We start from the raw sequence: 26,584 nt of genomic DNA, 5'->3' as shown, positions 1-26,584 counted from the left end.
CGTGCCTACCTGACCACGAGACTGCGGCCGTTGCGGATCGTCATTGCACGGAAGGCCTGCACGTGGCTCGCCGGTATGCGCTCGGACCAGACCATGCCGATGCGTCGCCGGGCAGTCGGATCGGCCAGGGGTACTTCCACGGTCTCGTATCGTGGCCCGCGAATTTTGGGAAGAATACTTACGCCCAGACCGGCTCCGACCAGTCCGCGGATGGTGTGGATGTCCTGTCCTTCGAACCCAATGTGCGGGGACATGCCTGCCTCGGCCCACAGGCCTTCGCAGATGGACCGCATGCCGAACCCGTGGCCCATGGCGATATAGCGCTCCTCGGCAGTGTCGATGACGTGCACGCCGCGGCGACCGGCCAGGCGATGTCCGGTGGGTACGACCAGGACCAGTCGTTCGTCGTAGAGCTGGAAGGAATTGGCGTCGGTGTGCTCGGTACTGAGCGAGACGAAGGCGAGGTCGGCGGAGCCGTCGTCGAGGCGGTCGAGGCAGCGCGAGCGGGCACCCTGATCGAGATCGAATGTCACGGCCGGGTGACCGGTCCCGAAGGCCTTGATCAGTGCCGGCACGATGTCCTCGCCGAGCGTGTTCTGGAACGCGATGGAAATTCGGCCGCGGGCCTTCGCGTCGTGCTCGCTCATCGCGTCGAGACCGGCCTCGAGATCGACCAGGGCGCGTTGCAAATAGGGAATCAGGATTCGGCCCGCGGCAGTCATCGCGATGCCGCGTCCGCGACGTTCGACGACCGCAACCCCGAGGATTGCTGTTGCCCGGGCGATCTGTCGGCTGACGGTCGGCTGGGGGATCCCGAGCAGGTGGGCAGCTTCGGTGATGTGCTCGGTTTCCGCGACGGCAACGAGCGTCGGGATGAGGGGGAGTAGTTCTTTCGATTCCTCGCGCACCTTTGCAATGATATCGCGTAAGTATGGATTGCCGGGTGCATATGCATTGGACGCATGTACACCGCAACGATAGCGTCGAGAAAATGAGTTCATCGACGACCGATGCGGACGCTGACCTCCTCTGGGAGGGCCATCCTCGCGGGTCGCGTGAATACAAGCGGCTGGTTGCGGCCTTGCTGTTCGCGGGTATCGCGACGTTCGCGCAGCTCTACTCGGTGCAGGGCATTCTTCCGCTCATCGCGGCCGGCCTCGACATCACGCCGTCGCAGTCCTCTCTTGCGGTCGGATCGGCCACGGTCGGTGTAGCCGCTGCGGTCCTGCCCTGGTCGGTGGTCGCCGATCGGATCGGACGAGTCCGCGCGATGACGATCTCGGTGATCGCCGCAACGATTCTGGGACTGATGGTTCCGCTGTCTTCGTCGCTACCGATGCTGCTGTCGATTCGCTTCCTCGAAGGTGCAGCCCTCGGTGGACTCCCCGCGATTGCCATCGCCTACCTGAGCGAGGAAGTGCACGGCAAACACACCGCGCTCGCCGCAGCGACGTACGTCTCCGGTACCTCCATGGGCGGTCTGCTGGGTCGGATCGTCGCCGGACCTGTCGCGGAGTACACCAACTGGCGCGTCGGTACCTTGACGGTGTCGGTTCTCGCAGCGGTAGCGGCCGCCCTTTTCGTGTGGCTGGCACCGACTCCGCGCAGATCTCCCACCGTCTCCCGCGACGGCCCCTCACTGCCGCGACGCTTATGGGCCAACCTCCGCGAGCCCGGCATGCTGACCCTGTACGGCCAAGGCTTCCTGCTCATGGGCGGATTCGTCGCCATCTACAACTACCTGGGCTTCCGGCTCGAGGCCGGCCCGTTCGGGCTCCCTCAGTCGCTCATCAGCCTCATCTTCGTGGCGTATCTCAGCGGAACGGTGTCCTCGCGCATTGCCGGACAACTGGCGGTCCGTCACGGCAGAGGCGTCGTCCTCGCGGGTTCGACAGCCACCATGGCCGCCGGTGTCGCACTGACCATCAGCACCAACCTGATCGTCATCCTGACCGGACTGGTCGTGCTGACCATCGGATTCTTTGCCGCCCACGCCATCGCGTCGGGATGGACGGGTCAGCGTGCGGTGGTCGGACGGACGCAGGCGACGTCGCTGTACAACCTCTTCTACTACGGCGGATCCAGCGTTCTCGGCTGGCTCGGCGGAGTGGTATTTCAGATGTACGGCTGGACCGCGATGGCGCTGTTCGTCATCGGTCTGATCGCGACCGCCGGTGGATGGGCATTGCTACAGGGCACACGACTGAAAACCACGCTCGCGGCCCCGACGCCTCAGGTCACACCGCAGCGCTGAGGGCGACCGTGAGCGGGACGACGCTCAGGCAACAAATCGCCAGTATCAACATTGCGATGACCCCTCGGCGATCCCATTTCTGCTGAGCTCCGGCGGCCGCCGAGACGAACAGGACGAATCCGATGCAGACTGAGCCGATGGTGATCGCGACGGGAGTGGACAGCACGACTAGTCGGTCTTCATGCTGCCCCAGCCGACATAGGCGTCGACCGAGAGATGGCCGGTGACCCGCGGCTGGTCGCGCACCGGGTACTTGTCACCGGTGTAGTGGGTCGAGATGCGGTCGATGTCGACCAGATCCGGATCGTCCGCCAGCGTGATGGTGCCGTGAATGGTGATGTGGGTGTACCAGCTGGCCTCGTCGAGCACCGAGATCGACACCCGGGGGTTGCCGCGGATGTGCTCGAGGCGCTTACGGCCGGCCTCGAAGTTCAGGACGATCCGGCCGTCCTCCCACAGGTACCAGGTGGGGGCGGTGATGGGTGTGCCATCTGCTCGTACCACCGCCATGACTGCGGGGTTCGGCTTCTTCAGTAGCTCGATGGCCTCTGGCGGCAGCGGTGGTTTCGGCATGACGCCACTCTACTTCCGGCCGAGAACGAACGAGGTCGGTCTCGGCCGGAAGAGAAGAACTGCTGGAAGAGAGGAACTACAGGGTGGGGAGCTTGACGACCTGCCCGGCGTAGGACAAGCCAGCTCCGAAGGCGAGGAGCAGGGCGGTGTCGCCCGCCTTGGCCTTGTTGGTGCGCAGCAATTCCTCCATCGCCAGCGGAATCGACGCGGCCGAGGTGTTACCGGTCTCCTCGATATCGTTGGCGACGACAGTGTCGTCGCCGAGGTGCAGGCTCTTGGCGAGCAGTTCGGTGATCCGGCTGTTGGCCTGATGCGGGATGAACGCGTGCAGTTCCTCGGTCTTGATGCCCGCGGCGTCGATCACCTTTTGTGCCGCCTTGCCCATCTCGAACGCGGCCCAGCGGAAGACCGAGATGCCGTTCATCCTGATCCAGGGACGCTCGGCACCCTCTGTGGTGATGTAGTCGTACCAGTCGATGGTCTGGTAGATCGCGTCCGCCTGTGAGCCGTCGGAGCCCCAGACGGCAGGCCCGATCTCGGTCTCGTCACTCTGGCCGACGACTACCGCGCCCGCGCCGTCGGCGAAGATGAATCGCGTCGTGCGGTCGTAGGGGTCGGTGGTCTCACTCAGCTGCTCGGCGCCGATGACGAGGACGTACTTGGCGGTTCCGGCCTTGACCAGATCGGACGCGACGGCGAGGGCGTAGCAGAATCCTGCGCAGCCGGCGCCGATGTCGAATGCGGCAGGGCCCTTGGTGCCCAGGGCGTGCGCAACCTTGGCGGCAGCCTGCGGGGTCTGCTCGAGGTGCGTCGATGTCGCGACGATGACGGTATCGATGTCCTCGGCCGAGACGCCGCTTGCCGCGAGAGCCTTCTTGCCGGCCTCGATGGACATGAAGACGACGTTTTCTTCGGGCTTGGTGAAGCGACGATTCTTGATGCCCGTCCGCGTCTGAATCCACTCGTCGCTCGAGTCGATGGTTTCGCAGATTTCGGCGTTGGTCACCACCCGCTCGGGGCGGTGGACACCCAAGCCGAGAAGCTTGGACTGCCGGCCGGAAGTTGTGCTGATCGATGCACCCATCTGTGTTCCTCTCGTGCTACCGCGCCATCGCCGAACTGTGGATCGGGTCTTGGGCTACGGGCTCGAGAGGACACGTTACGTGCGCGGAGTTCGGTGCGTCACACCAGTTCGGCGATCAGGCTTGCCACCTCGGCGGGCTGGTCGATCATCGCGTGATGATGGGCGTTCGTGACGACCGTGAATTCGGCGCCGAGATAGTGCGCCAATCGTCGTTGCTTGGCGATCCAGTGGCGTCCCCACGGTGTCGGACGGCCGGTATGGGCGGCGACGACGGTCGCAGGCACATCCGGTGTCGGATGGGTGCGCCTGATTCGGTTGAGTTCGAGTGCCATATCCGGGTAGACGAAGTCCTCCACCAGCGCCGCCTCGAGGTACGACGGCGTCCGATAAATCTGTGCAATCCAGTCGTAGGTCTCGATGGGAATGCCGTCGGGAGGGATGGACTGATTGAGAATGCGTCGGACCGTCGTTCCGAGCAGTCGCTGCAGTCCGAGTGTCGTCAGGGTCCTCGAGAGAGCGTATGCCGCCGAAATACGACAGCGCCTCGGAATCAGATGCCGCGGATCGCGCTCCGCGCTCGAGTCGAGCAGCAGCATTCCCGCGGTGCGTGACGGGTACAGCCGAGCGAACGCCTCTGCGTAGAACCCCGCAATCGAGTGCCCGACGACCACGGCCGGGTCTGGCAGCTCGAGGGCGTCGAGAATGCTGAAGATGCGAGCTGCCTCGGCCTCGACGGTGGGGGTGTGGCCGTGCGGAAACGGTTCGCTGAGCCCGAACCCGGGTCGATCGAACACGACGACGGTGTGAAATGCCGACAGGATCGCGGCCACGTCGTCCCAGTCGAACCAATTGCCTCCGAGTCCGCCGCACAGGACGATCGTCGGACCACCACCGGTCACCAGGACGTGAGTGCGCAGCTCGTCGACTACGACGAACCTGCCGGGAGGCGATTGTTTCATGTGAAACATTCCATTTTTTTCGTTACTGTCGCGGCTTCGCAAGGGGGAAGGCCAAGGTCTCGCGGATGCTGCCACCGGTGATCAACATGACGACGCGATCGACACCCATGCCGAGACCGCCTGTCGGCGGCATGCCGTACTCGAGTGCCTGCAGGAAGTCTTCGTCGAGCGACATCGCTTCCTCGTCACCACCCGCCGCCAGAAGGGATTGTTCGGTCAGTCGGCGACGCTGATCGACGGGGTCGGTGAGCTCGCTGTACGCCGTGCCCAGTTCGACACCCCACGCGACGAGATCCCACTTCTCGGCAACACCCGGAATCGATCGATGCGGACGGGTCAACGGCGACATCGACGTCGGGAAGTCTGTGTAGAAGGTGGGGAACTCGGTGTAGTCCTCGACCAGATGCTCGTACATCCCCTGTGCGACGGCGCCTGCATCCCAATTCTTTTCGTAGGGAACGTCGTTCTCCTCGCAGAGTCTGCGAAGTTCGGCGAGCGAGGTGTCGGGGGCGACCGGGACGCCGAGCTTCTCCGCGACGGCCCCATGCAGTGTTTTGACGGGCCATTCACCGGAGATGTCGATTTCGATCATCTCGCCGTTCGGGCCGTCGGGTCGGAGGACGATTTCGCGACCGTGCGCGGCGATAGCGGCCTGCTGAATGAGCTCGCGGCACAACACCATCGCCTGCTCGTAGTCACTGTGTGCTTCGTACGCCTCGAGGATGGTGAACTCCGGGTTGTGCTTGAAGTCGGCGCCTTCGTTGCGGAACACTCGGCCGATCTCGAACACCTTGTCCATCCCGCCGACGCACAACCGCTTCAAGTACAACTCGGGTGCGATCCGCAGATACAGATCGAGGTTGTAGGCGTTGATGTGCGTGACAAACGGCGCCGCGTTCGCTCCGCCGTGAACCTGCTGCAGGATCGGCGTCTCCACCTCCATGTATCCGCGGCCGGACAGTGAGTCTCGCATCGATTTGACGACGTTGCTGCGAGCGATCATCAAATCCCTTGTGCTGCGGTTGATCGCAAGATCGACGTAGCGTTGGCGCACCCGAGACTCCGGGTCCTTGAGGCCCTTCCACTTGTCCGGCAGCGGGTGCAGGCATTTGGCATTCATCCGCCAGTCGCCGGCCAGCAGTGAGAACTCGCCCTTGTTGCTTCGTCCGATTACTCCGCTGACCTCGATCAGATCGCCCAGGTCGAAGTCGGCATCGAATACGTCCAGCTTGTCCCCGACGCGCGCCCGGTCGAACAACACCTGGATGTCGTCGGTCCAGTCCCGCACGATCGCGAAGGCGACCCCGCCGTAGTCGCGAATTCGCAGTAGACGACCGGCAATCCGAACCGTCGTCCCTCGAGGGGCCGCCAATGCCTCGGCGACCGAATGCGTCGGCGGATGCGCGACGGGGTAGCCCTCGGTGCCTTCGCTCTCGAGGCGCTCGAGCTTGGAGATCCGGACGCGAACCTGGTCGGGGCGCCGCGGCCCCTGCGGCTGCTCGTCCTCCTCCGCTACATTTTCCGGTCCGCTTCCGTCACTGTGGATATCGGTACTGTCGGCGAGAGCTGCAGGCACAGCTACGTGGCTACCGGTGTGTTTGCGTGCGCGTCGGAAACTCGGCAGCGTCAGAAAGCCCTCGGCAATGGCAGATGCGATGCCGACCTTCGGTAGTACGCGACTGTCGGCGAAGCAGAGATAGCGCGGCTCCCAGTCGGGTTGATACTTCAGATTCGAGCGGTACAGCGCTTCGAGCTGCCACCACCGCGAGAAGAACACGAGCATCGAACGCCAGATCCGCAGGACCGGCCCAGCACCGATTCGACTGCCTTCCTCGAATACGGCTCGGAACACCGCAAAGTTCAAAGAAATCTTGCTGACACCGAATTGATCTGCACCGGTCGCCAATTCGGTGACCAAAAGTTCGATCACTCCGTTGGGGGACTGGGGATCGCGTCGCATCAGATCCAGCGACACGCCAGTGCGCCCCCACGGCGCCAACGACAGAATTCCGACGGTTTTTTCACCCTGTCTGGCTTGAACCAGCATGCATTCGCCGTCGAGCGGATCGCCTAGGCGGCCCAGCGCCATGGAGAATCCGCGCTCGGTCTCGGTGTCGCGCCACGTGTCGGCGCAGTCGATGATCTCGGCCATCTCGGGTGCAGGAATGTTGCGGTGACGACGTATTTCCACCGTCACGCCGGCCTTGCGTGCACGTGTGACGGCTTGGCGGACCGGACGCATCTCGCGGCCGTTGAGGTTGAACGTCTTGGTGTACAGGATGGCCTCGTCGCCGAGTTCGAGGACGTTCAGGCCGGCCCGTTTGTACGCCGTCGCACCGATTTCGCTGGCCCCCATCACTGCGGGCGACCACCCGTACTTTGCGGCCAACTCGAGCCACGCTTCGATGGCGTGCGGCCATGCCTCGGGATTGCCGATCGGATCGCCGCTGGCAAGGCACACCCCGACCTCGACGCGATACGTGATCGCAGCCTTACCGCTCGGGGCGAACACGACACCCTTGTCACGGCGGGTGGCGAAATAGCCGAGAGAGTCCTCCGCACCCCATTTGTCGAGGAGGCCGCGCAGTGCCGACTCGTCGCTACCCGTCAGCGCGTTGGTCGAGCGCTGGGACCGGAACAGGGTGACGACGGCTGCGAGCAAGGCGAGTGCGCCGAACAGGCCGAGCAAAGTATTGACGAAACCGTGTGGGTAACCACTGAACTGCTCGTTGTCGACCGTCGCCAATGCCGTGACGCGGTTGAAGGCCCACAGGAACGTCTCGTTCTCCGGCAGTGTCCCGGGGAACAATGCGACCAGAGCCCATCCGAGCAGGGTGCCGATGATCGCGCCCAGCACCAGAACACCGAGTGCCTTCCACACCGCGCCGCGTCGTACTCGGGTGTAGAACTCCTTGCGCGCTGCCAGCAGAATGCCGATGATGACGACATGAACGCCGAGGGCGACCCAGGCGTTGGCGTTCTTTTCCTGGATTCCCTCGGCGAGATCGGTAAGTGCGAAGAGTACGAGATAGAGCGTCAGGAACCACCAGGCGATGCGCTTACGGCTTGCCAATGCTGCCGCCGTGAGACCGACTACGAGCGCCCACGCCAGTGAGGTGTCCGGGGCATCGATGTAGAAGTTGTCCACGTACTCTCGCGGTACCCGTACGGCCTCTCGCAGCGCCGGGGAGATACTCCACAGAAACACCAGCACAGCGAAAGTGCCGAGAATCAGCCCAGCGATGTGTGGAACCTGCGCCAGCCGGCCGTGTTCGGGTGGCGCAAAGGCCCGCGCGGGCTTCTCCTCCGCGCGGGCGGACTTCTCCGGTGACACCGATGTGCTCGTCAATGCCCACTCCTGCCGTCAGCGTTGCCAACTACCCAACTACTCAGGGGCAACGGTAACGCCGACAGCAGGTTCAGGGGGGATCATTCGACAGTCGTGGGCCTACAGGGTGCTGGTTAGGAGGCTTTCCAGGACCGCCAGCTCAACTTTTCGACGATGATTGCCGGCCCCTCCGGGCGCGCGGAAGCGTATTGGTCGTACTTCTCCACGAGGGCGTCGATTGCGGCTCTGCCCTCGTCGGAGTGAGCGTCGACGACACGGGCGGATCCGCTGGCGCGAACCCACCACAGGTTGTCCCACTCGTCCTCGTAATTGTCGACGATGAGGCCGACAGCCGGGTCGGCGCGGATGTTGGCCAGTCGCTGGAGTTCACGGGTGGATTTCGGCTTCCAGTCGACGGCGGTGACGATGCGATCGTCGACGACGGCGAAGACGACAGGCACGAGATGTGGTGTGCCGTCGGGATTGATCGTCGACAGGATCGCTCGGTGGGCGGCGGAGAATCTGATGGTGTCGTCGGCGATCTTCACGGTTGATTCCTTCCTCGATCCGGGGTGCGTAAGAAGCTGGGGCTCTGTCATGCAGAGGCGCTGTGTGCGCCATCCTGGAACAGAACTTTCTCGAGCTGGACGGCTGTCATCGGATGACCGAGAAGGTGGCCTTGTCCGAAGGTGACTCCCATGTCAGTGCAGGAAGCCATTTGTTCTGGCGTTTCGATACCTTCGACAACAGTGTCCTTGCCGAGGTCGTGCGAGACGTCGACGACAGCTTTGCACAGCGCGGAGATGGCCCGCCTGCGCTGAAGGTTCTTGCTGTCGAGGTGCTGGGTGAGTGATTTGTCGATCTTGAGGATGTCGACGGGAAGGGTTGCGAGGCGTTCGAGCGAGGAGAAGCCGGAGCCGAAGTCGTCGATCGCGACGAGAACGCCGTGTCGGCGCACGTCGAGTAGTTGATACTGCACGGCGTCGACGTTGTGCAACGATTTCGATTCTGCCAATTCGAGCACGACGCGTCCGGGCTCGATGCCGAGTGAGTCGATGACGTCGATGACGTCGGTGGCCAGTGTTCCTGCGGCGAAGTGCAGTGGGCTGACGTTGATGCCGATCTGCGCCGCGATACCGCGATGTTGCCAGCTGGCGATGGTACGGCCGACCTCGTTGAGAATCCAGTTGCTGAGCGGGATGATGAGGCCGGCGTCTTCGGCGAGGGGGATGAAGGTGTCGGGCATCAGTAGACCCAGTTCGGGATGATTCCATCGAATGAGTGCTTCGGCGCCGATGACGATGCCGGAAGACACTTCGACGATGGGCTGGTAGAGCATCTCCAGTTCGTGTTCGGCCATGGCCACCCCGCGCAAGCGTTCGAGAATTTCCAACCGAGTGCGGTTGCTGTCGCGCAGGTCGGTCGAGAACACCTGGTGGCTGCTGCGTCCGAGCGATTTGGCTGCGTGCATCGCCGTGGTTGCGTCGTGAATGAGTTGAACCGGGTCGGTGTTCTCCGCATCGGAGGTGGCTACGCCCACACTGGCAGTGATGGTCAGCTGGCGGGTGCCGAGCTCGAACGACGGCTCCAGCACGCTGACGAACCCGGCGGCAAGTGCGCGTGCCGCGATGGATTGACATCCGCGGGCGATGACCACGAACTCGTCACCGGTGAGTCGGCCTAGGGTGTCAGTGGGGCGCGTCGACGCCTCGATGCGGTGTGCGACGAGGCGGAGCAGTTCGTCACCCTGTGTGGGTCCGAGCGCGTCGTTGAACTCTTTGAAACCGTCGATGTCGACGAGTAGGACGCTGACCTCGTTGTCGGTGGTACGCCGCTGAAGTTCGACGCGCAACAGCGTTTCGATCTCGTCGCGGCTGGCCAGGCCGGTCAGCGGGTCCTGCCGCGAAGCCTCACCCAGCTCCGCCGTAAGAGCGGTGATGTCGGTGTGGGTGATGTAGAGGCCGTTTCCGTCGGCGAGCAGCGCGGCACGCATTCGGTACCAGTAGTTGTTTTCGAGTGTGGACCATCGGAAGTCGAAGGTATGCATCGCCGAGTCACTGGCCACGAGTCCCTGGAGTCCGGTCAGGACGATCGCGGCGTCCTGATTTCCGGACTCGGCCTCAGTGCGCCACATATCGAAGTAGTTTTCGCCCGGAACGTAGCGAGAACCACCCGGCCAACTGCCCCAGAACTGATCCCACTGTTGGTTGACCAGCACAATGGTGCCGATGGTGTCGAGTACAACGGTCCCAGCGGGGACTGCGTCGAGCATGGTTTGGGCGAGCTCGTCGGTCCATTCGCTTCGACCGTCGCCGAGCCGCTCGGTCGTGACATCCAGGGCCCAGATTGCGTAGCCACCCGAGCCTGGGTTGACCTTGTACGACAGCCACTTCTGCAGTGCGTACGAGAAATCTTCGACCACGCCGGACCAGCCGGGGAGGGTGCACTTGGCAAGGAATTCTGCCCGAGCGGCTTCGTTGAACCACGCTTCGAGTTCGCGTCCGAGGAGGCGATCGAGCGTCGTACCCAGCAGTTGCGCAGCGGCAGGGTTGGCGTAGGTGATGACAAGGGAGGCGTCGACAAGCAGGAGGGCTTCGGGGATCGCATCCAGCGCGTCACGTGGCGCCGAATGCGGATCTTCGATTCGTGGTCGGGGCATGGAGGGATCTCGGTTCATACTCCCCCCCTGTGACCGGTCGGCCACGCGCAAGAATAGCCCGAAAGTTTGCTTTCGCGCTAGAAACAGGATGATTACCTTGTTTTGGTAGACGCTTGGACGACTTCTGAAGACCTATGTCCGAAAGGCGCTCTTGCCGATACCACGCCGACCGGCTCCAACAACCGCTGAACCATGCACTGGAGAACGTCGATCCCGTCGGTCGACAATATGGACTCCGGATGGAACTGAACGGACGCGAATCCGGCGCCGCGTAGCGCGTTGACGCCCTGAGAATCGACCGAGGACTCCACCCCTGAAATCTCTCCCGGCTGCGCCAGAAACGCGTTGTAGAATCCGAGTGTCCGACGCTCTCCGAAAAGCTCGATCGCCCGCTGAACCCCCTGCTGCGGATGAGGAAGCGCGACGACGCCCAGGCCGAGAATCCGCGCGAGAACCTGGTGGCTCAGGCAGATCGCGAGTAGCGGTGCGCCGGCGTCGAGTCGAGCGCGGACTGCCCGTTCGACAGCACGAATCCGGTTGTCGAGAAGATCGTTCGGATCCCCGGGCCCCGGTCCGCACACCAGCAGGTCGGCGTCGGTGCCGGAGTACTCTTCCCATCGAAGAACCGACACGTCCATGCCGAGGTGGCGGAGCTGATGGGCGATCATCGCCGTCCACTGATCCTCGAAATCGACGACGACCGCGGTACGGCCCAGCAGTTCGGGCAGCACGACGAGCGGCTGCTGGTCGAGCCAGAACGACGCCAGCTTGTCGTTACGCAACGCCAACGCGTCGGCGACGCCCGGGTAGGTGTCGAGACGGACCGCGTCCGTTCCGCGTGGACGTGCTGGTTCGACACCGAGGGCGGCAAGTACGCCACCGAGCTTCGAACGTGTCTCGGCCACTTCGTGTTCGGGTATCGAGTTGCGCACGAGGGTGGCGCCTGCCGATATCTTCAGCTCACCGGCAGGCGAGATCTCGCACGTGCGGATAAGGATCGGCGCGTCGAGTGTGCTCACCCCGTCGGTGCCCCCGAACAGTGCCAGCACGCCGGAATAGTAACCGCGACCGGTGTTCTCGTAACGCTCGATGACACGTGCGGCGTTCTCGATCGGCGAACCGGTGACAGTGGGTGCGAACATCGTCTCCCGCAGGATCTCGCGTGGATCCAGCGCACTGTCTCCCACCAGGATGTACTCGGTGTGCGTCAGATGACCCATCTGTTTGAGGCGCGGACCGATGACGCGGCCACCGTTTTCGCAGATGCGGCTCATCATCTTCAGTTCCTCGTCGACGACCATGAACAGCTCGTCATTCTCCTTCGCATCCCCGAGAAAGTCGAGAACACCTGCGCCCGATGGGCCTTCGACCGGGTGCCGGTAGGTACCGCTGATCGGATTCATGATCGCCGTCGTGCCATCGAATCCGACGTGCCGTTCCGGGGTCGCACCCACGAGCGTTATCTGCGGTGTGTGTACGAAAAATGTCCAGTACGAACCCGATTCACCGACCAAAAGTCTTCGGAAGATCTCGAGTCCACTGGCGATCGGATCGTCCAACTGGGCCCGAAAGTCTCTACGAATGACGAAGTTCGCACCCGCACCCCGGCCGATTTCTTCGGTGAGCACCCGCTCCACGACCGCAGCATACGCGTCGTCTTCGGGCTCGAAACGGCCGTCGAGAAGGTTCAGTTCGGCGCTCGGAAGTGCGCCGAGCACAGCGTCGATACTCAGCAGGGCATGCTCGCGGATCTGCAGACACTGCAGCGGGGATTCGTCGTCGTGGCATACGAAACCGCGTTCGGTGACCTGCCGAAATGGGACCAGTGCCAACACGTCGGGGCCGTCGGCATGCGGATTCAATGGAATGTCGGCGAGGGACGGCGCATCGGTGACATCGCCGATCAGAACGTCGATACCGTGTTCGCGGCTCAGTATCGCGAATGGCGCGGAACCGGTGAGAGCCTTCTTCAAAACTTTCGAGGTCGGAGCTTCGTGCACGTCGATCAGCCTTTCGGATTCGCAAAAGGCTGCCCGCCGAGGGGCCGAGACAACAAAAAATGGCCACCTCGAAAGGCGGCCACGGTTGAAGTACGCAAAGGTGTGGGCGCCTAAGAGCGCCACCACCATGATCCTGCAACGAGTAGAGGTGCGTACATGTCGAGTGACTGTACACACTCTCGCGCCCCGAGCTAGCTCGCCATCCGCATCAGTACGCGCTCGATCGCGTCGACGGCACGGCCCAAGTCTGCTTCGCTGATCGTCAACGCAGGCCGGAAGCGGATCGCACTATGGCCGCATCCGAGTGCGAGAACGTGCTCCTCGGTGCGGAGGTCCTCGATCAAGCGGTCGCGGCTCCCGGCGTCGGGCATCGTGAAAGCGCACATCAACCCGCGGCCGCGAACCTCGGTGACCATCTCGTGCCGCGTTGCCATGTCGTCGAGGCGGCTCCTCAGGTGAAACCCCAGGTCGGCTGCCCGCTCGATGAGCCCTTCGGACTCGACGATCTCGAGTATCCGGCGAGAACGCACCATGTCGGTGAGGTTGCCACCCCACGTGGAGTTGATTCGTGAGGAGACCGCGAACACGTGATCGTCGAGATCGTCGACGCGCCCGCCCGCCATGACGCCGCAGACCTGGACCTTCTTGCCGAACGCGAGCACGTCGGGGACGACGTCGAGCTGCTGGAAAGCCCATGCGGTGCCGGTCATTCCGGCGCCCGTCTGTACCTCGTCGAGAACGAACAATGCGTCGTACTCGTGGCACAGATCTTGTAGTTGCACCAGGAATTGCGGGCGGAAATGGTTGTCGCCGCCTTCGCCTTGAATGGGTTCGATTATCGCGCAAGCGATGTCGTGAGGATTCGCCTCGAAGGCGATCCTGGCTGCGGTAAGCGCGTCGGCTTCGAGCGCGTCCATGTTCACACCGCTGCGGATGTACGGGGACGGGATGCGTGGCCAATCGAATTTCGGAAACCGGGCGACCTTGTTGGGGTCGGTGTTGGTCAGCGACATCGTGTACCCCGTGCGGCCGTGGAACGCATGCTCGAAATGCAGTACCTGGGTACCCCGTGCTGGGTCGATGCCGTGCTTGGCGTTCCATCGACTCTTCCAGTCGAACGCGACCTTGAGTGCGTTCTCGACGGCGAGCGCACCACCTTCGACGAAGAACAGGTGCGGCAGACGCGGGTCTCCCAGCACTCGGGCGAAGGTATCGACGAACCGCGCCATGGCCACGGTGTAGACATCGGAGTTGCTCGGCTTGTTCATCGCCGCCTGCAGCAAGTCGGCGCGGAACGCCGCGTCCGACACCAGACCGGGATGGTTCATCCCGAGCGCAGAAGAGGCGAAGAACGTGAACAGATCCAGGTACGACGTGCCGTCCCTGGCATCGACGAGCGTCGATCCCTGGCTCTTGTCGAGATCGAGAACCATCTCGAATCCGTCGGCGAGCATGTGGCGACCGATGATGGCATGAACCTCGTGGGCGTCGACAGTCGATGTGGCCGCTGCCGCGCGCTGCAATACCTGCGTCATATTGCTCAAGATACGCGTTAATATTCCGTTAGTAAGCCCGGTCAGCAGTATATTTTCCTGTCTTCGGGCCTTCGACTAGATTGAAGTGACACTCTCCGGCTTCGAAAGGTGCGCACCATGCCCTCACCCGTCACCCACGATGCGTTGAGTGTCGAGACCCGCGCCATTCTCGGGCGGCTCGGCGTTCGTGTCGATCTCGATGCCTCGACCACGGCGACCACGGCGACCATCTCGACCACGGCGACCACGGCGACCATCTCGACAATGCCGATCGTGGCGCGCTCACCGATCACCGGTGGCAATTTGGCATCCCTCGGTTCGGCCACGGTCTCCGACGTCGACGCGGTCATCGCCGACGCCAGGACGGCCTATGCCCAGTGGTCGAGCGTGCCGGCGCCCGTCCGCGGTGGCCTCATCCGTGAACTCGGTCAACTGCTACGTGAATACAAAGACGATCTCGGTGCGCTCGTGTCGATCGAGGCCGGCAAGATCGTCTCCGAGGGCCTCGGCGAGGTGCAGGAAATGATCGACATCTGCGACTTCGGCGTCGGATTGTCGCGTCAGCTCTATGGAAAGACGATTGCTACCGAACGACCCGGCCACCGAATGATGGAGCAGTGGCACCCCCTCGGCGTCGTCGCCGTCATCACTGCGTTCAACTTCCCGGTAGCGGTGTGGTCGTGGAATGCCGTGCTGGCGTTGGTTGCCGGTGACACGGTGGTGTGGAAGCCCTCGGAGAAGACGCCACTGACCGCCCTCGGGGTGCAGGCATTGTTCGAGCGTGCCGCCGAGAAAGCAGGCGTGGATCCGAAGGTTGCGCAGCTTGTCATCGGCGATCGGGTTGCCGGTGAAGCCCTCGTCGACGACTCGCGGGTGGCGCTCGTGTCGGCGACGGGATCGACGCGGATGGGACGGGCCGTCGCACCTCGCGTGGCAGAGCGATTCGGACGGACACTGCTCGAGCTCGGCGGCAACAACGCGGCGATCGTGACAGCGTCAGCAGATCTCGACCTGACCACCCGCGGTATCGTGTTCTCCGCGGCAGGCACTGCAGGACAACGGTGTACGTCGTTGCGACGCGCTATCGTGCACACGTCCATAGCCGAGGAACTCGTGGAAAGGATCGCGCGGGCGTACGCCACCTTGTCGATCGGATCGCCCCTGGACCCAGGCACTCTGGTCGGACCGCTGATCGATGCACCCGCGTTCGCCGGTTTCCAGAAGGCGCTCGACGTGGCAGTGTCCGACGGCGGCATCGTGCGTGCCGGCGGCAACCGCGTCGAGATATTCGGTGAGTACGCGTACTACGTCGAGCCGACCGTCATCACGATGCCCACACAGACGGACATCGTCCAGCACGAGACGTTCGCGCCGATCCTCTACGTGCTCACCTACGACACGCTCGACGAGGCTATTGCCCTGCACAACGATGTGCCACAAGGGCTTTCGTCTTCGATCTTCACCACCGACCTACGTGAGGCGGAGATGTTCCTGTCCGCAGCAGGCTCGGACTGCGGTATCGCCAACGTCAACATCGGGCCGTCCGGTGCCGAAATCGGCGGAGCATTCGGAGGCGAGAAGGAAACCGGTGGCGGCCGCGAATCCGGATCGGATGCCTGGAAGGCGTACATGCGCCGGGCAACCAACACCGTGAACTACTCCAATGATCTGCCGTTGGCTCAGGGAGTGAAATTTACCTGAGCAGGCCGTCGACGAGAGCGTCGACGATCTCGTCCGTCGACGTCTCGGGGTCTATCGGGTAGGTGAGGCGGTCGAGCAGGAGGCCGTCGATCGCGTAATGGAACAGTGCAACTTCTTTTGCACCGCCGGGTAGGCCTGCGGCAATATTGAATTCGACGTCTGCGGCGAAGTTCGAGCGTTGCCAGTCGCCGAGTATCTCGCCGATCTCGGGACGTCGCGATGCCTCGAGCCGTAACTCGAACAGGGCCAGCGTCACATCTGGATTGCCGATAAGCCGTGCGACGATGTCGCGAATGTAGTCGGCGAACAGTGCAGGGCTCGGGACCTGTTCTGCCAGTGGCCCGTGGACGACGGGATCGGGTGCGAGTCTTTCGCCGATCCGATCGATCAGGCCTGCGAAGACGTCGTGGCGGGACTTGAAGTAGTTCGACGTCGTTCCCTTGGGCACCGAGGCCTCGACGTCGATCGCCCGATGCGTGAGTCCGCGTGCGCCTTCGCGCGCGAGGATGCGGAGACCGGCGTCGGCGAGCTCGGAGCGTCTCTGCAGATTGCGGGCCATGGAAAAAGCCTAGCGCAACCACGACGGCTGTCGTAGTCTTAAAGTGACCACTACAGCTGTCGTGATTGGAGCCTCCTTTGCGTGAACTCGTCTACTACGTCGCGGTCAGCCTCGACGGATACATCGCTGCCCCGGACGACACGTTCGACGCCTTCCCGATGCAGGGTGATCACATCGACATGATCCTGCGGGAGTACACGGACACTCTTCCTACCCTCGCACTCGAAGCAACCGGCTTGACGCCGGACCTGACCCGTTTCGACACAGTCTTGATGGGATGGAACACCTATGCCGCTGGCGGTCCACACCCGACTGGTGGCCCATACGGTCATCTGAAGCAATACGTGTTCTCCCGGAACCACACCGACGTCGAACCTGCAGTGACAATTCCAACTGAAAGCCCTGTCGAGCTCATTCGAAAGCTTAAGCAGGAGAACGGCAGTGGAATTTGGCTTGCAGGCGGTGGCATCCTCGCATCGGAATTGGTCGACGAGATCGACCGGCTGATCATCAAGATCAACCCGATCCTGTTGGGTTCGGGAAAACGAATCTTCGCCGCGCGCGAGTATGCGCCCATGCGAGCAAACTTGGTCGCCAGTACGCCCTACGAATCGGGGGTCGTGGTCAACGAGTACACCCTGCGGTGATCGATGCCTGGTTCTCTGGACCGCGCACCCTTTTTGGTAACCGTGCACCCGAGTTCGGACAAGAATACCGGTGCTCGGTTTGCACAAAGGGTGTGCGCTCGCCGCAGACGAACGCCGCCCCCATCACCCCGCGCGGCGGGTCAGAACCAGTGGATCACCGTCGGTGATCGCGATCGTGTGTTCGCTGTGGGCGGTCCGTGAGCCGTCGGCGGATCGGATGGTCCAGCCGTCGGGGTCGTAGGCGATCTTGTCGGTTCCGTGAGCGAACCACGGCTCGAGGGCGAGGGTCAGTCCGGGCCGAAGCACCAGGCCGCGGCCTGCGCGCCCCTGGTTGGGGATGTGTGGGTCCTCGTGCATGGTTCGACCGAGCCCGTGCCCGCCGAACTCGGTGTTGACCGGATAGCCGTAGTCGGCCGCGACGGCCCCGATCGCTGCGGAGATATCGCCCAGGCGTCGGCCGGAACGTGCGGCGTCGATACCGGCGACGAGGGCGTTCTCGGTGGCCTCGATCAATCGCTGGTCTTCGGCTCGGGGCGTGCCGACGATCAGGCTGCGCGCCGAGTCTGCCACCCAGCCGTCGATCGAGACCGCGATGTCCATGGTCAACAGATCCCCGTCGAGCAGTGTGTAGTCGTGCGGAAGACCGTGGAGCACTGCGTCGTTGACGGACAGGCAGATGACATTGCGGAACGGACCCCGGCCGAACGAGGGCGCGTAGTCCCAATAGCAGGACACCGCGCCACGTTCGGTGATCATCTTTCGCGCGTGTTGTTCGAGATCGAGAAGATTGGCTCCTACCAGGGCGCGCGCCTGCAGTTCGTCGAGTAGCTGGGCGATGAAGGCGCCGGTGGTGCGCATTGCTTCGATTTCCTGGTGTGTTTTGAGTTCCAGCACGCGTTTGCTCTCCACTTCGTCGCCGATAGATCGGTATAGAAATACCACAGTAAACGACGGTTAGGTATTTTCATACCGGGATGGCGTAGCCTGCTCGTATGGTGCGATCCCCTTTGACGCCGCAGCAGCTCGATGCCGGTAAACGTCTCGGCGCTTACCTCCGACAAGCGCGAGGCGACCGCAAGCCTGCCGAAGTGGCGCTCGCCGCGTCGATCTCACCCGAGACCTTGCGCAAGATCGAGACCGGCCGTCTGGCCACCCCAGCCTTCACGACGGTCGCTGCACTTGCAGCTGTCTTGGACGTCCCGCTCGAGCTCCTAGCCCGTATCTGCCTTCCCGAGGCAAACCTCCAGAACACGGGGTAGACACACTGGATAGACGACTCAGCACCCACCCGAACGATCTCGGATAGGCGCTGAGAGGGAAAGAACTTACGGAGCCGGCGTCGTGGTGGGCGCCACTGTCGTCGGGGCGACAGTGCTAGTAGTGACCGTCCCCTCGGCAGGCTGAGTGCCTTCCACTGTCTGCGTGCCGTCTGCAGGCTGAGCCGGATCGACGGGCAACGCTGGGTCGACGGGCTGAGCCGGATCGACCGGTAGCGCTGGGTCGACGGGCGGAGCCACAACTGCAGGTGCGATCGGAGCCAGCTCAGCCGGTGCCGCGGGGGGTGCCGTGACGACCGAGGTCGTCGTCGGAGCAGCCGAGGTGGTCGTAGCTGTGGTCGGATCTGCCAGGACGGCGAGTCGAGCGTTTTCCTGCGCGGCGTCGGTCTTGATCGGCTTGCCTGCCTCCGCGTCCTTGGCCAGCTGGGTCAACCAGGCCGCGGCGTACTGAGCGGAAGTCAGCGGCTTGCCCTTGGCCGGGTCAGCGTCGCGCCAGTAGTCGAAGTGGTGTCCCGATCCCGGTCCGAGTGTCTGCCCGTAGGGATCGTTCATCACTACCTGGACGGTGTTCGTGTTCGAGCCGATGAAGCCGATGATCTCCTTGGCGATCTTCGACGGCAGGTAGGCGAGGTTGACGGCTTCCGAGGCTGGAAGTGGTTCACCAGCTTCGTCGACCTTTGCGGCCGGCTTGGTCACGACACCCGGCTTGTAGCCCGGGTCGGACACCTTGATCAGCACCTCGAGGAACGTCTCGTCACCGGCCAGCCAGTTGTCCTGACTCGCGATGTCACTGAACGCTGCGACGGCGATGCGGCCGAGCACCATGGCCATGTCTGCACCGGTGGCGGGGGTGAGCGCGCCGTCACGCTGGAGGGTGTCGACGTCGAGCTGACGTCCCACGTTGGCGGCGAGGTGCAGTAGCGAGGTGTTCTCCGGCATTGCGCAGGTCAGGTCGCCCTCGGAGCAGAATGACGCCACCTTGCCCTCGAGCGCGCCGAAGCTGCCGGACGTGCCTGGCAGTGCGCCGGCGCCTGCAGGACCGGAACCGTTCTGGTAGACCGTGTCGAATCCGTCGGGACCTGTTCCGGACGCGGATCCGGGGAATGCACCTTCACCTGCGGTGCGTCCGGCGTCGGCGAGGATGACGACACCGACGACCTTGGACGGGTCGACGATTCCGTAGTTGCCGTTGCCGTCAGGAGTCTGATTGCCGATTTCCATGGCTGCTCGACGCGTGACGTCGGCGCCTTCGCTGTAGCCGACGATGGCGAAGCGGGTATTCGGGCAGGATGCGGCGATGGCGCGCATGACCTTCTGTGAGTTCTCCACGCCGGTGTTGACGGCTTCGTCGTAGGACGCCATGTTGGCGGGGTACTCGACGTAGACGGCTGCGTACGAGCCTTCCTTGACCTGGCCGTTGGGCGCGCCGACCATCTGGTCGATCCAGTCGCTCTCGAAATCGCCTGCCAGTGCTGCGGGGAGCGCCGTTCCATCGGGTGTCGTCAGCATCTTGGTGACACCGTTCTTCGGGCTGTCACCACGTCCGCCGACGGCGATGCTGACCATGTCGTAGCAGGTTGCCGTCGAGGCGAGTTCGACTTCTGCGTCAGAGGAGGTGAATCCACCGAAATCGGTCAGTGCGACGCCACCGACGGCCAGTGCGCCCAGTGAGAGGAACGCAACTGCACTCGTGGCGAGACGTCGGCGATGTGCGGGCCCGCGGGCCGAACGGCGTAAAGGCATCAGATATCCCCATCAGTTGGTCGACTCGACCCCGAACCGATGTGAACCTGCAGTTGATCGCGCAGGTTCACCATGAACTTCGACCCGCGCCGGTCTGCGTGGCGGGCTACCTGGATTTCGCACGGGGCTCCCATCGCGTTACACCCCGATTTCAGCCCGGCCGTTTTATACCCCCAGGGGGTATGGTAGAACTTGATGAATGAAGGAGATCGACATGCTGGCCAAACTCTCGATGTTCGTGCTCGGAATTACAGTGGTGTTCTTCGCCGCCTACTTCGTCGGATCGTTGGTGGGACCAGTCGGAGAACAGGTTCCCGCCAGCCATGAGCATGTACAGGTGAACGAGTCGTGACTACCAACACCGAACTGATCCTCGGCGGCATGACGTGCGCGTCGTGCGCCAATCGCATCGAGCGCAAGCTGAACAAACTCGACGGCGTGACAGCCACGGTCAACTACGCCACCGAGAAGGCGAAAGTCGTCAGTGACGGCGTCTTGACTGCCGATCTGATCAAGGCCGTGGAGCAGGCGGGGTACACCGCCACCCTGCCCCGCACCGAAGATCCGGCTGCCGGCGAAGCTACTGCCGAAACAGACGCCTCGGACCCGTTGAAGCAGCGCCTGCTGATCTCCCTCGTATTGTCCGTGCCCGTCATCGCCATGGCGATGGTGCCTGCGTTGCAGTTCGACAATTGGCAGTGGCTGTCACTGACTCTCGCGGCACCCGTCGTCGTCTGGGGCGCGTGGCCTTTCCATGTCGCAGCCGCGAAGAACTTGCGTCACGGCACGTCCACGATGGACACGCTCGTGTCGATGGGCACGCTCGCGGCGCTGGGATGGTCGTTGTACGCGCTGTTCTTGGGAACCGCCGGGGTGACGGGAATGAAGCATCCGTTCGAACTGACCATCGCCCGCATGGACGGCATGTCCAACATCTACCTCGAAGCTGCTGCTGGCGTGACCACGTTCATTCTTGCCGGCCGCTACTTCGAGGCGCGCGCCAAACGGCGAGCTGGGTCCGCGCTTCGGGCATTGCTGGACCTCGGTGCCAAGGACGTCACAGTCCTGAAGGACGGCGTCGAAAAGCAGGTACCGGTCGCAGAACTGGCCGTCGGAGATCGGTTCGTCGTCAAGCCGGGGGAGAAGATCGCGACGGACGGCATCGTCGAATCCGGCGCCTCCGCCGTCGACAAGTCGATGCTGACCGGTGAGTCCGTGCCCGTCGAAGTTTCCACCGGCGACGAGGTGGTCGGCGCGACCGTCAACGTCGGTGGCAGGCTCGTGGTGAAAGCCACGCGGGTCGGCGCGGATACGCAGCTCGCGCAGATGGCCACCCTCGTCGAGGAAGCACAGACCGGCAAGGCTCAGGTGCAGCGCCTGGCCGACCGCATCTCCGGGATCTTCGTTCCCATCGTCATCGCTATCGCCGTTGCGACACTGGGCTTCTGGCTCGGAACCGGTGGTTCCGTCGCCGCGGCATTTACCGCGTCGGTTGCTGTTCTGATCATTGCCTGCCCGTGTGCGCTCGGACTCGCGACTCCGACGGCATTGATGGTCGGCACCGGTCGAGCCGCCCAGCTCGGCATCCTGATCAAGGGCCCCGAGATGCTCGAGTCGACGCGTCGGATCGACACCGTCGTCCTCGACAAGACCGGCACTGTCACCACCGGTGAGATGACGCTGCTCGCGGTCCATGGCGCCGACGGTGAAGACCGCGACGAGATTTTGACGGTGGCGGGCGCCATCGAGTCCGGCTCCGAACACCCCATCGCAGCGGCCATCACCGCGGCAGCCAGGCAAGAGGACTCACTGCCCGTGGTGGTCGATTTCGCGAACGTTGCAGGCCTGGGGGTCACCGGAACTGTCGACGGCCGGACGGTCGTGTTAGGGCGGGCAGCCCTGTTGGCCGAGAAGTCACTCCCGCTCCCGCCGGAACTCGAGCGCGCGCTGCACGACGCGGAGGCCGACGGCCGAACTGCCGTCGCGCTCGGTTGGGACGGGCGTGCACGGGGAATTCTCGTCGTCGCCGATGCACTCAAGCCGACGTCGAAGCAGGCCATCGCCGAATTGCGTGAACTCGGTCTGACTCCGGTCATGCTGACCGGTGACAACGAGGCAGCTGCGCGGAAGATCGCCGCCGAAGTCGGCATCACCGAGGTATTCGCCGGCGTGCTCCCGCAGGGCAAGGTCGATGTCATCGCGCGACTGCAGGCCGAGGGCAGGGTCGTCGCGATGGTTGGCGACGGCGTCAACGATGCGGCAGCATTGGCCACGGCCGATCTCGGATTGTCGATGGGGACCGGCACCGATGTCGCGATCGAGGCTAGCGACTTGACCCTCGTTCGCGGGGATCTTCGCGCCGTCGGCGACGCCATTCGGCTCTCCCGTAAGACGCTCGCGACCATCAAGGGCAACTTGTTCTGGGCGTTCGCGTACAACGTCGCGGCTATCCCACTTGCGGCGGCGGGTCTGCTCAATCCGATGCTCGCGGGCGCGGCGATGGCGTTCTCCTCGGTGTTCGTGGTGACCAACAGTCTGCGTTTGCGGCGCTTCCAGGCGGCGGGAGCGGAGCCTGCGGAGTGACCAGAGAGGTCGGGAGCGGAGCCTGCGGAGTGACCAGAGAGGTCGGGAGCGGAGCCTGCGGAGTGACCATCTGCTTGGTGTAGTCCAAGATGGAGTCATGGCTGACTCCCAAGATGTTCCGATCCGTGACGAGTCCATCAGGCTCGGGCAGTTTCTCAAGTTGGCGAACCTCATCGAGTCGGGGGCGGAGGCGAAGACTTTCATCGCCGATGGGCAGGTCAGCGTCAATGGTGAGGTGGATCTGCGACGTGGTCGCCAACTTCATTCGGGCGATGTCGTCTCGATCGACGGTGGCCCGTCGGCTCGCGTCGTGAGTGAGTCGGCGCTGTGAAGGTTGGCGGGCGCGAATGGGGTGGCATGCGGGTGACGGGTATGGGTTTGCCGCGAGATGAGGTGCCTGGGGCTTTCGACGTCGGGGCACGGGCGTACGACCGGTTGGTCGGTGCGAACCCCGGTTATCACGATCATTTGGCGAAATCAGCGGAGCGGCTACGCCTTCCTGGGCTCGGTGATGGGCTTCGTTTGCTCGATATCGGTTGCGGCACGGGTGCGTCGACGGCGGCATTGTTGAAGGCGGCTCCGCACGCGCAGATCGTTGCTGCCGATGCGTCGGCGGAGATGCTCGAGGTGGCGCGCTCGAAGTCGTGGCCGTCGAATGTGACGTTCGTGCACAGTCGCGTCGAGGATCTCAATGTCAACGGGGTCGATGGCCCGTTCGACGGCATTCTCGCTGCGTACCTGATCAGGAACGTCGACGATCCTGATACGGAGTTGAAGTCTCTGATGTCGTTGCTCGAGCCCGGTGGGAGCATCGCTTTTCATGAGTATTCGGTCAAGGATTCCATTCGTGCACAGGTGCTGTGGACGTTCGTGTGTTGGGCGGTCATCATTCCGCTCGGTTACTTGGCCACCCGTAACACGACCTTGTACCAGCATCTGTGGCGCAGTGTGGTGACGTTCGACGGTGCTGGAGAGTTCGCCAGGCGTATGCAGCGTGCAGGTTTCACTTCCTTGGCTACCGAGACTATGACGGGCTGGCAGAACGGTGTCGTACACACCTTTCTCGGGGCCCGCCCGATGGAGACACTGTGACCGATAGTCGACGCGTCGAACATCCCGCTCCTGCCGGGTTTCCGGATGCCGGTTCGCTGACTCGTGTGCCGCGCGTCGTCGTTGTCGGTGGCGGGATCGCCGGCCTCAGTGCGGCAACGGCATTGGCGGAGCGCGGTGTCGAGGTGACCGTGCTCGAACGTGAGAACTACCTGGGCGGTCGCGTCGGCGGGTGGGATACCACGCTCGACGACGGCACTCCTGTGACGATGAGCCGCGGTTTCCATGCGTTCTTCCGGCAGTACTACAACCTTCGAAACCTGATGGAGCGCAGTGATCCGGGCCTGCGACGGCTACGTCCGGTCGAGGACTATCCGCTGATCGACGGCGATGGCCGAATCGACGGCTTCAAGGGTCTGCCGCAGACGCCGCCGTTGAATGCGTTCGCGTTCGTCGCTCGGAGTCCTACTTTCCGAATGCGAGAGTTGTTCTCGCTCAAGGGTGTAGCGGCGCTACCGCTGATGAATGTCAGTGTCCCGGAGACGTTCGAGCAGCTCGACACGACCCCGGCGGCGGAGTTTCTGCGCAACATCAACTTCCCCGAGGCCGCGCGACACTTGGCGTTCGGGGTTTTCTCGCGGAGCTTCTTCGCCGATCCCGAGGACATGTCCGCGGCCGAGCTGGCCATGATGTTCCACATCTATTTCCTCGGCTCGTCGGAGGGGCTGATCTTCGACGTGCCTCGGGGACCGTATCCGCAGGCGCTGTGGAATCCGTTGGGAGAGTACTTACTAGGCTTGGGCGTCGATATCAGGGTGGGCACCGCGTGTGAGGGGATTGCCCGGGGCCGCGAACGCGCATACGACGTAGTCGGAGTGGGTGAGGTCGACGCCGTGGTGCTTGCCACCGATATCGCCGGCTTGCAGAACGTGGTGGAGAACTCGCCGGATCTGGGGACGTCGGAGTGGCGTAAACGCATTGAGGCACTGGAAAATACGCCGCCGTTTCTGGTGCATCGAGTGTGGCTCGACAAGCCGGTGAATGCCGATCGCCCGGCCTTCATCGGAACCGGCGGAATGCCGCCGATCGACAACATCAGCGTGCTCGAGCGGTTCGAGGACGAGGCGGCGGAGTGGGCCGCTCGCACCGGCGGATCGGTTGTCGAACTGCACGCGTATGCCGCCGTCGACTCCGAAGAGGACACGCGCGCGCAGTTGATGGCGCGGATGCATGAGATTTACCCTGAAACCGCTTCGGCCACAGTGGTATCCGAGCGCACCGAATGGCGCAATGATTGCCCGTTGTTCGGCCTCGGTCAGTTCGCCAATCGGCCCACCGTGCGCACCCCGGAACCGGGCGTCGTGCTAGCAGGGGACGGCATCAGGATCGATCTGCCGGTCGCTCTGATGGAACGTGCCGCGACAACGGGGTTGCATGCGGCGAACACTCTGCTCTCGGGCTGGGGCATCGCCGGGCACCCGATCTATACGGTCCCGACACGCGGACGCTTTCGAGTGTTCGACAAGCTGGCTCGGCTCACCAAGCGCTGACCGCGTCGATCCCCCCGCGTATCGGGGGGATCGACAGGTTGGTTTTTCACATGCCGCGTGAACGCAATTCGTACCTTCGCTCGGCGTAGTCGAGGTCGTCTTTCCACAGTCGCTCAGCAGTCCATCCCATGGCGGGACGAAGCAGCGGTGCGACCTTGCGGGCCATCTTGAATCCCGGACGCTCGGAGCTGGCGACGGTGACCTCGATGACGGCTGTCCGTGGCTTGCCGTCCGGCCCGGGACCCAGTGGCGTCGCATGCGTCTCGACGACGCTTCCGATGCCCTCGCCTTCGAGAATGCGCATCACGATGGTGCGTGGACCTGGGCAGACGAATTCGACACGGACCGGTACGCCGACTCCTCGGCTGACGCGGAATGTCACGTCGACCAGGAACCGATCGTCCTTTTCGGGGACATCGACGTCGGTGGGTGCGTCGACCACCTTCAGTCGTGCGAACGAGTACGGATGGAACCAGGCTCCGTGCCACGGATCGAGGCGATTGGCGACGATATCGTCCGGTTCGCAGATGCCGGTCACCGTCACGACCGCATCGACCGAGTTTGCGGCGGGTGGTCGGATCGGGACGATCGGCACTTCGGTGGGCTCTTCACCACCGAGTTCGTCCATCCGGACCCAGACGAGAATGCCGTCGTCGAAGGCGGGTAGCGGCTTCCACCCGGGGCGTCCTTTGGGGCCGAGCGGCATGCCGTGCCACAGGCAGATGAGGGTGTCGCATTCGATCTTGGCCTTGTCCAGCGGCGCGCCGAGGTGTGGGCACACTCCAGGGGCGATGTGGATTCCTTGCTTCTCGTCGCGCCAGGCCACCAGTTCGGTGCCACCGATATGCCGTCCGAACGGCTTGTCCTTCGGGATGTCGCGGCTCGCGGCGAAGACGAACCAGTTTCCCGACGGCCGCATCTTCGCGCGTTTGAGCGCGGACTCGATGACCTGCGGATTCGCACCCTTCCACGTCGGTTCCTGTTTGGCCCACGCCTCTGCAGGCAATGGCTGCAGGGGCAAGCTTTTCGGCCACCGGCCGCGTAGGGCATCGAGGGCTGCCATGGGTACCCGCTTTCCGTGC

General features: G+C 63.5%; 23 protein-coding genes. 9 read left to right on the top strand and 14 right to left on the bottom strand.

The features are described from left to right. Positions 1-5: 5 nt before the first annotated feature. Positions 6-908 (bottom strand): LysR family transcriptional regulator, encoded by a 903-nt coding sequence (locus QMK32_RS06345; protein WP_283473752.1) that lies wholly within the window; start codon positions 906-908, stop codon positions 6-8. Positions 909-991: 83 nt separating this feature from the next. Here QMK32_RS06345 and QMK32_RS06340 point away from each other — a divergent pair, with 83 nt between their 5' ends. Further along, positions 992-2,254 carry an MFS transporter gene (locus tag QMK32_RS06340; protein WP_283473751.1) on the top strand — a complete coding sequence of 421 codons (1,263 nt, stop codon included), beginning with the start codon at positions 992-994 and terminating at the stop codon, positions 2,252-2,254. On the opposite strand, the gene QMK32_RS06335 is transcribed toward QMK32_RS06340, so the two are convergent. The 9 genes from QMK32_RS06335 to lat form a co-directional block, all read right to left on the bottom strand. Continuing rightward, a complete protein-coding gene (locus tag QMK32_RS06335) occupies positions 2,238-2,420 on the bottom strand; it encodes a hypothetical protein (RefSeq protein WP_084348221.1) in 183 nt (60 codons plus the stop codon). The two genes, QMK32_RS06340 and QMK32_RS06335, sit on opposite strands and share 17 nt — an antisense overlap. 2 nt (positions 2,421-2,422) lie before the next feature. Further along, a complete protein-coding gene (locus QMK32_RS06330; RefSeq protein WP_283473749.1) occupies positions 2,423-2,827 on the bottom strand; it encodes a PPOX class F420-dependent oxidoreductase in 405 nt (134 codons plus the stop codon). A 76-nt stretch (positions 2,828-2,903) separates the two neighbouring features. Then, entirely contained in the window at positions 2,904-3,911 is a 1,008-nt protein-coding gene (locus tag QMK32_RS06325) for a beta-ketoacyl-ACP synthase III (protein WP_283473747.1), read from the bottom strand. Between the two features lie 98 nt (positions 3,912-4,009). After that, on the bottom strand, positions 4,010-4,879 hold the full coding sequence (locus QMK32_RS06320) for an alpha/beta fold hydrolase (protein WP_283473745.1): 870 nt from the start codon (positions 4,877-4,879) through the stop codon (positions 4,010-4,012). Positions 4,880-4,892: 13 nt separating this feature from the next. Then, positions 4,893-8,132, bottom strand: coding sequence for a bifunctional lysylphosphatidylglycerol synthetase/lysine--tRNA ligase LysX (lysX, locus tag QMK32_RS06315; protein WP_502943547.1), 3,240 nt, complete (start codon positions 8,130-8,132; stop codon positions 4,893-4,895). Positions 8,133-8,332: 200 nt separating this feature from the next. Continuing rightward, positions 8,333-8,746: a TIGR03668 family PPOX class F420-dependent oxidoreductase gene (locus QMK32_RS06310; protein ID WP_283473743.1), complete on the bottom strand. Its 414-nt coding sequence runs from the start codon at positions 8,744-8,746 to the stop codon at positions 8,333-8,335. 47 nt (positions 8,747-8,793) lie between these two features. Then, positions 8,794-10,857 carry a putative bifunctional diguanylate cyclase/phosphodiesterase gene (locus QMK32_RS06305; protein ID WP_283473741.1) on the bottom strand — a complete coding sequence of 688 codons (2,064 nt, stop codon included), beginning with the start codon at positions 10,855-10,857 and terminating at the stop codon, positions 8,794-8,796. A gap of 92 nt (positions 10,858-10,949) precedes the next feature. Beyond that, the gene (locus QMK32_RS06300) at positions 10,950-12,857 is read right to left on the bottom strand and encodes an anthranilate synthase family protein (protein ID WP_283473740.1); all 1,908 of its coding nucleotides are present in this window, start codon (positions 12,855-12,857) and stop codon (positions 10,950-10,952) included. Positions 12,858-13,048: 191 nt separating this feature from the next. Continuing rightward, positions 13,049-14,392 carry an L-lysine 6-transaminase gene (gene lat / locus QMK32_RS06295; RefSeq protein WP_283473739.1) on the bottom strand — a complete coding sequence of 448 codons (1,344 nt, stop codon included), beginning with the start codon at positions 14,390-14,392 and terminating at the stop codon, positions 13,049-13,051. A 117-nt stretch (positions 14,393-14,509) separates the two neighbouring features. Between lat and amaB the strand changes: the two genes are divergently transcribed. Next, entirely contained in the window at positions 14,510-16,093 is a 1,584-nt protein-coding gene (gene amaB, locus QMK32_RS06290) for an L-piperidine-6-carboxylate dehydrogenase (RefSeq protein WP_283473738.1), read from the top strand. Here amaB and QMK32_RS06285 read toward each other — a convergent pair. Beyond that, the gene (locus QMK32_RS06285) at positions 16,086-16,652 is read right to left on the bottom strand and encodes a TetR/AcrR family transcriptional regulator (protein WP_283473736.1); all 567 of its coding nucleotides are present in this window, start codon (positions 16,650-16,652) and stop codon (positions 16,086-16,088) included. The two genes, amaB and QMK32_RS06285, sit on opposite strands and share 8 nt — an antisense overlap. 77 nt (positions 16,653-16,729) lie before the next feature. On the opposite strand from QMK32_RS06285, the gene QMK32_RS06280 reads away from it, so the two are divergent. Further along, positions 16,730-17,299: a dihydrofolate reductase family protein gene (locus QMK32_RS06280; RefSeq protein WP_283473734.1), complete on the top strand. Its 570-nt coding sequence runs from the start codon at positions 16,730-16,732 to the stop codon at positions 17,297-17,299. Between the two features lie 123 nt (positions 17,300-17,422). Here QMK32_RS06280 and map read toward each other — a convergent pair whose 3' ends face one another. Continuing rightward, positions 17,423-18,193, bottom strand: coding sequence for a type I methionyl aminopeptidase (gene map / locus QMK32_RS06275; RefSeq protein ID WP_283473733.1), 771 nt, complete (start codon positions 18,191-18,193; stop codon positions 17,423-17,425). Between the two features lie 98 nt (positions 18,194-18,291). Here map and QMK32_RS06270 point away from each other — a divergent pair, with 98 nt between their 5' ends. Beyond that, positions 18,292-18,558 (top strand): helix-turn-helix domain-containing protein, encoded by a 267-nt coding sequence (locus tag QMK32_RS06270; protein WP_084348213.1) that lies wholly within the window; start codon positions 18,292-18,294, stop codon positions 18,556-18,558. A 66-nt stretch (positions 18,559-18,624) separates the two neighbouring features. On the opposite strand, the gene QMK32_RS06265 is transcribed toward QMK32_RS06270, so the two are convergent. Continuing rightward, a complete protein-coding gene (locus tag QMK32_RS06265; RefSeq protein WP_283473731.1) occupies positions 18,625-20,319 on the bottom strand; it encodes a cutinase family protein in 1,695 nt (564 codons plus the stop codon). 199 nt (positions 20,320-20,518) lie between these two features. On the opposite strand from QMK32_RS06265, the gene QMK32_RS06260 reads away from it, so the two are divergent. The 5 genes from QMK32_RS06260 (at position 20,519) to QMK32_RS06240 (ending at position 25,502) form a co-directional block, all read left to right on the top strand. Then, a complete protein-coding gene (locus tag QMK32_RS06260) occupies positions 20,519-20,671 on the top strand; it encodes a hypothetical protein (RefSeq protein ID WP_283473730.1) in 153 nt (50 codons plus the stop codon). 29 nt (positions 20,672-20,700) lie between these two features. Beyond that, entirely contained in the window at positions 20,701-22,902 is a 2,202-nt protein-coding gene (locus QMK32_RS06255; RefSeq protein WP_283473992.1) for a heavy metal translocating P-type ATPase, read from the top strand. A gap of 97 nt (positions 22,903-22,999) precedes the next feature. After that, positions 23,000-23,233, top strand: a complete 234-nt coding sequence (locus tag QMK32_RS06250) for an RNA-binding S4 domain-containing protein (RefSeq protein WP_283473729.1) — start codon at positions 23,000-23,002, stop codon at positions 23,231-23,233. Positions 23,234-23,259: 26 nt separating this feature from the next. After that, complete coding sequence (locus tag QMK32_RS06245) at positions 23,260-23,994, top strand: class I SAM-dependent methyltransferase (RefSeq protein WP_283473990.1); 735 nt, start codon at positions 23,260-23,262, stop codon at positions 23,992-23,994. Beyond that, positions 23,991-25,502, top strand: a complete 1,512-nt coding sequence (locus tag QMK32_RS06240) for an FAD-dependent oxidoreductase (protein ID WP_283473728.1) — start codon at positions 23,991-23,993, stop codon at positions 25,500-25,502. Before QMK32_RS06245 ends, QMK32_RS06240 begins: the two co-directional genes overlap by 4 nt. 46 nt (positions 25,503-25,548) lie before the next feature. Here QMK32_RS06240 and QMK32_RS06235 read toward each other — a convergent pair whose 3' ends face one another. After that, positions 25,549-26,565, bottom strand: coding sequence for a Rieske (2Fe-2S) protein (locus QMK32_RS06235; RefSeq protein ID WP_269301934.1), 1,017 nt, complete (start codon positions 26,563-26,565; stop codon positions 25,549-25,551). Positions 26,566-26,584 lie beyond the last annotated feature (19 nt).

The sequence above is a fragment of the Rhodococcus sp. H29-C3 genome, from assembly GCF_030063405.1.
GTDB lineage: Bacteria > Actinomycetota > Actinomycetes > Mycobacteriales > Mycobacteriaceae > Rhodococcoides.
The sequence above is the reverse complement of the archived record's forward strand: the minus strand, read 5'-3'. Positions and strand labels throughout refer to the sequence as shown.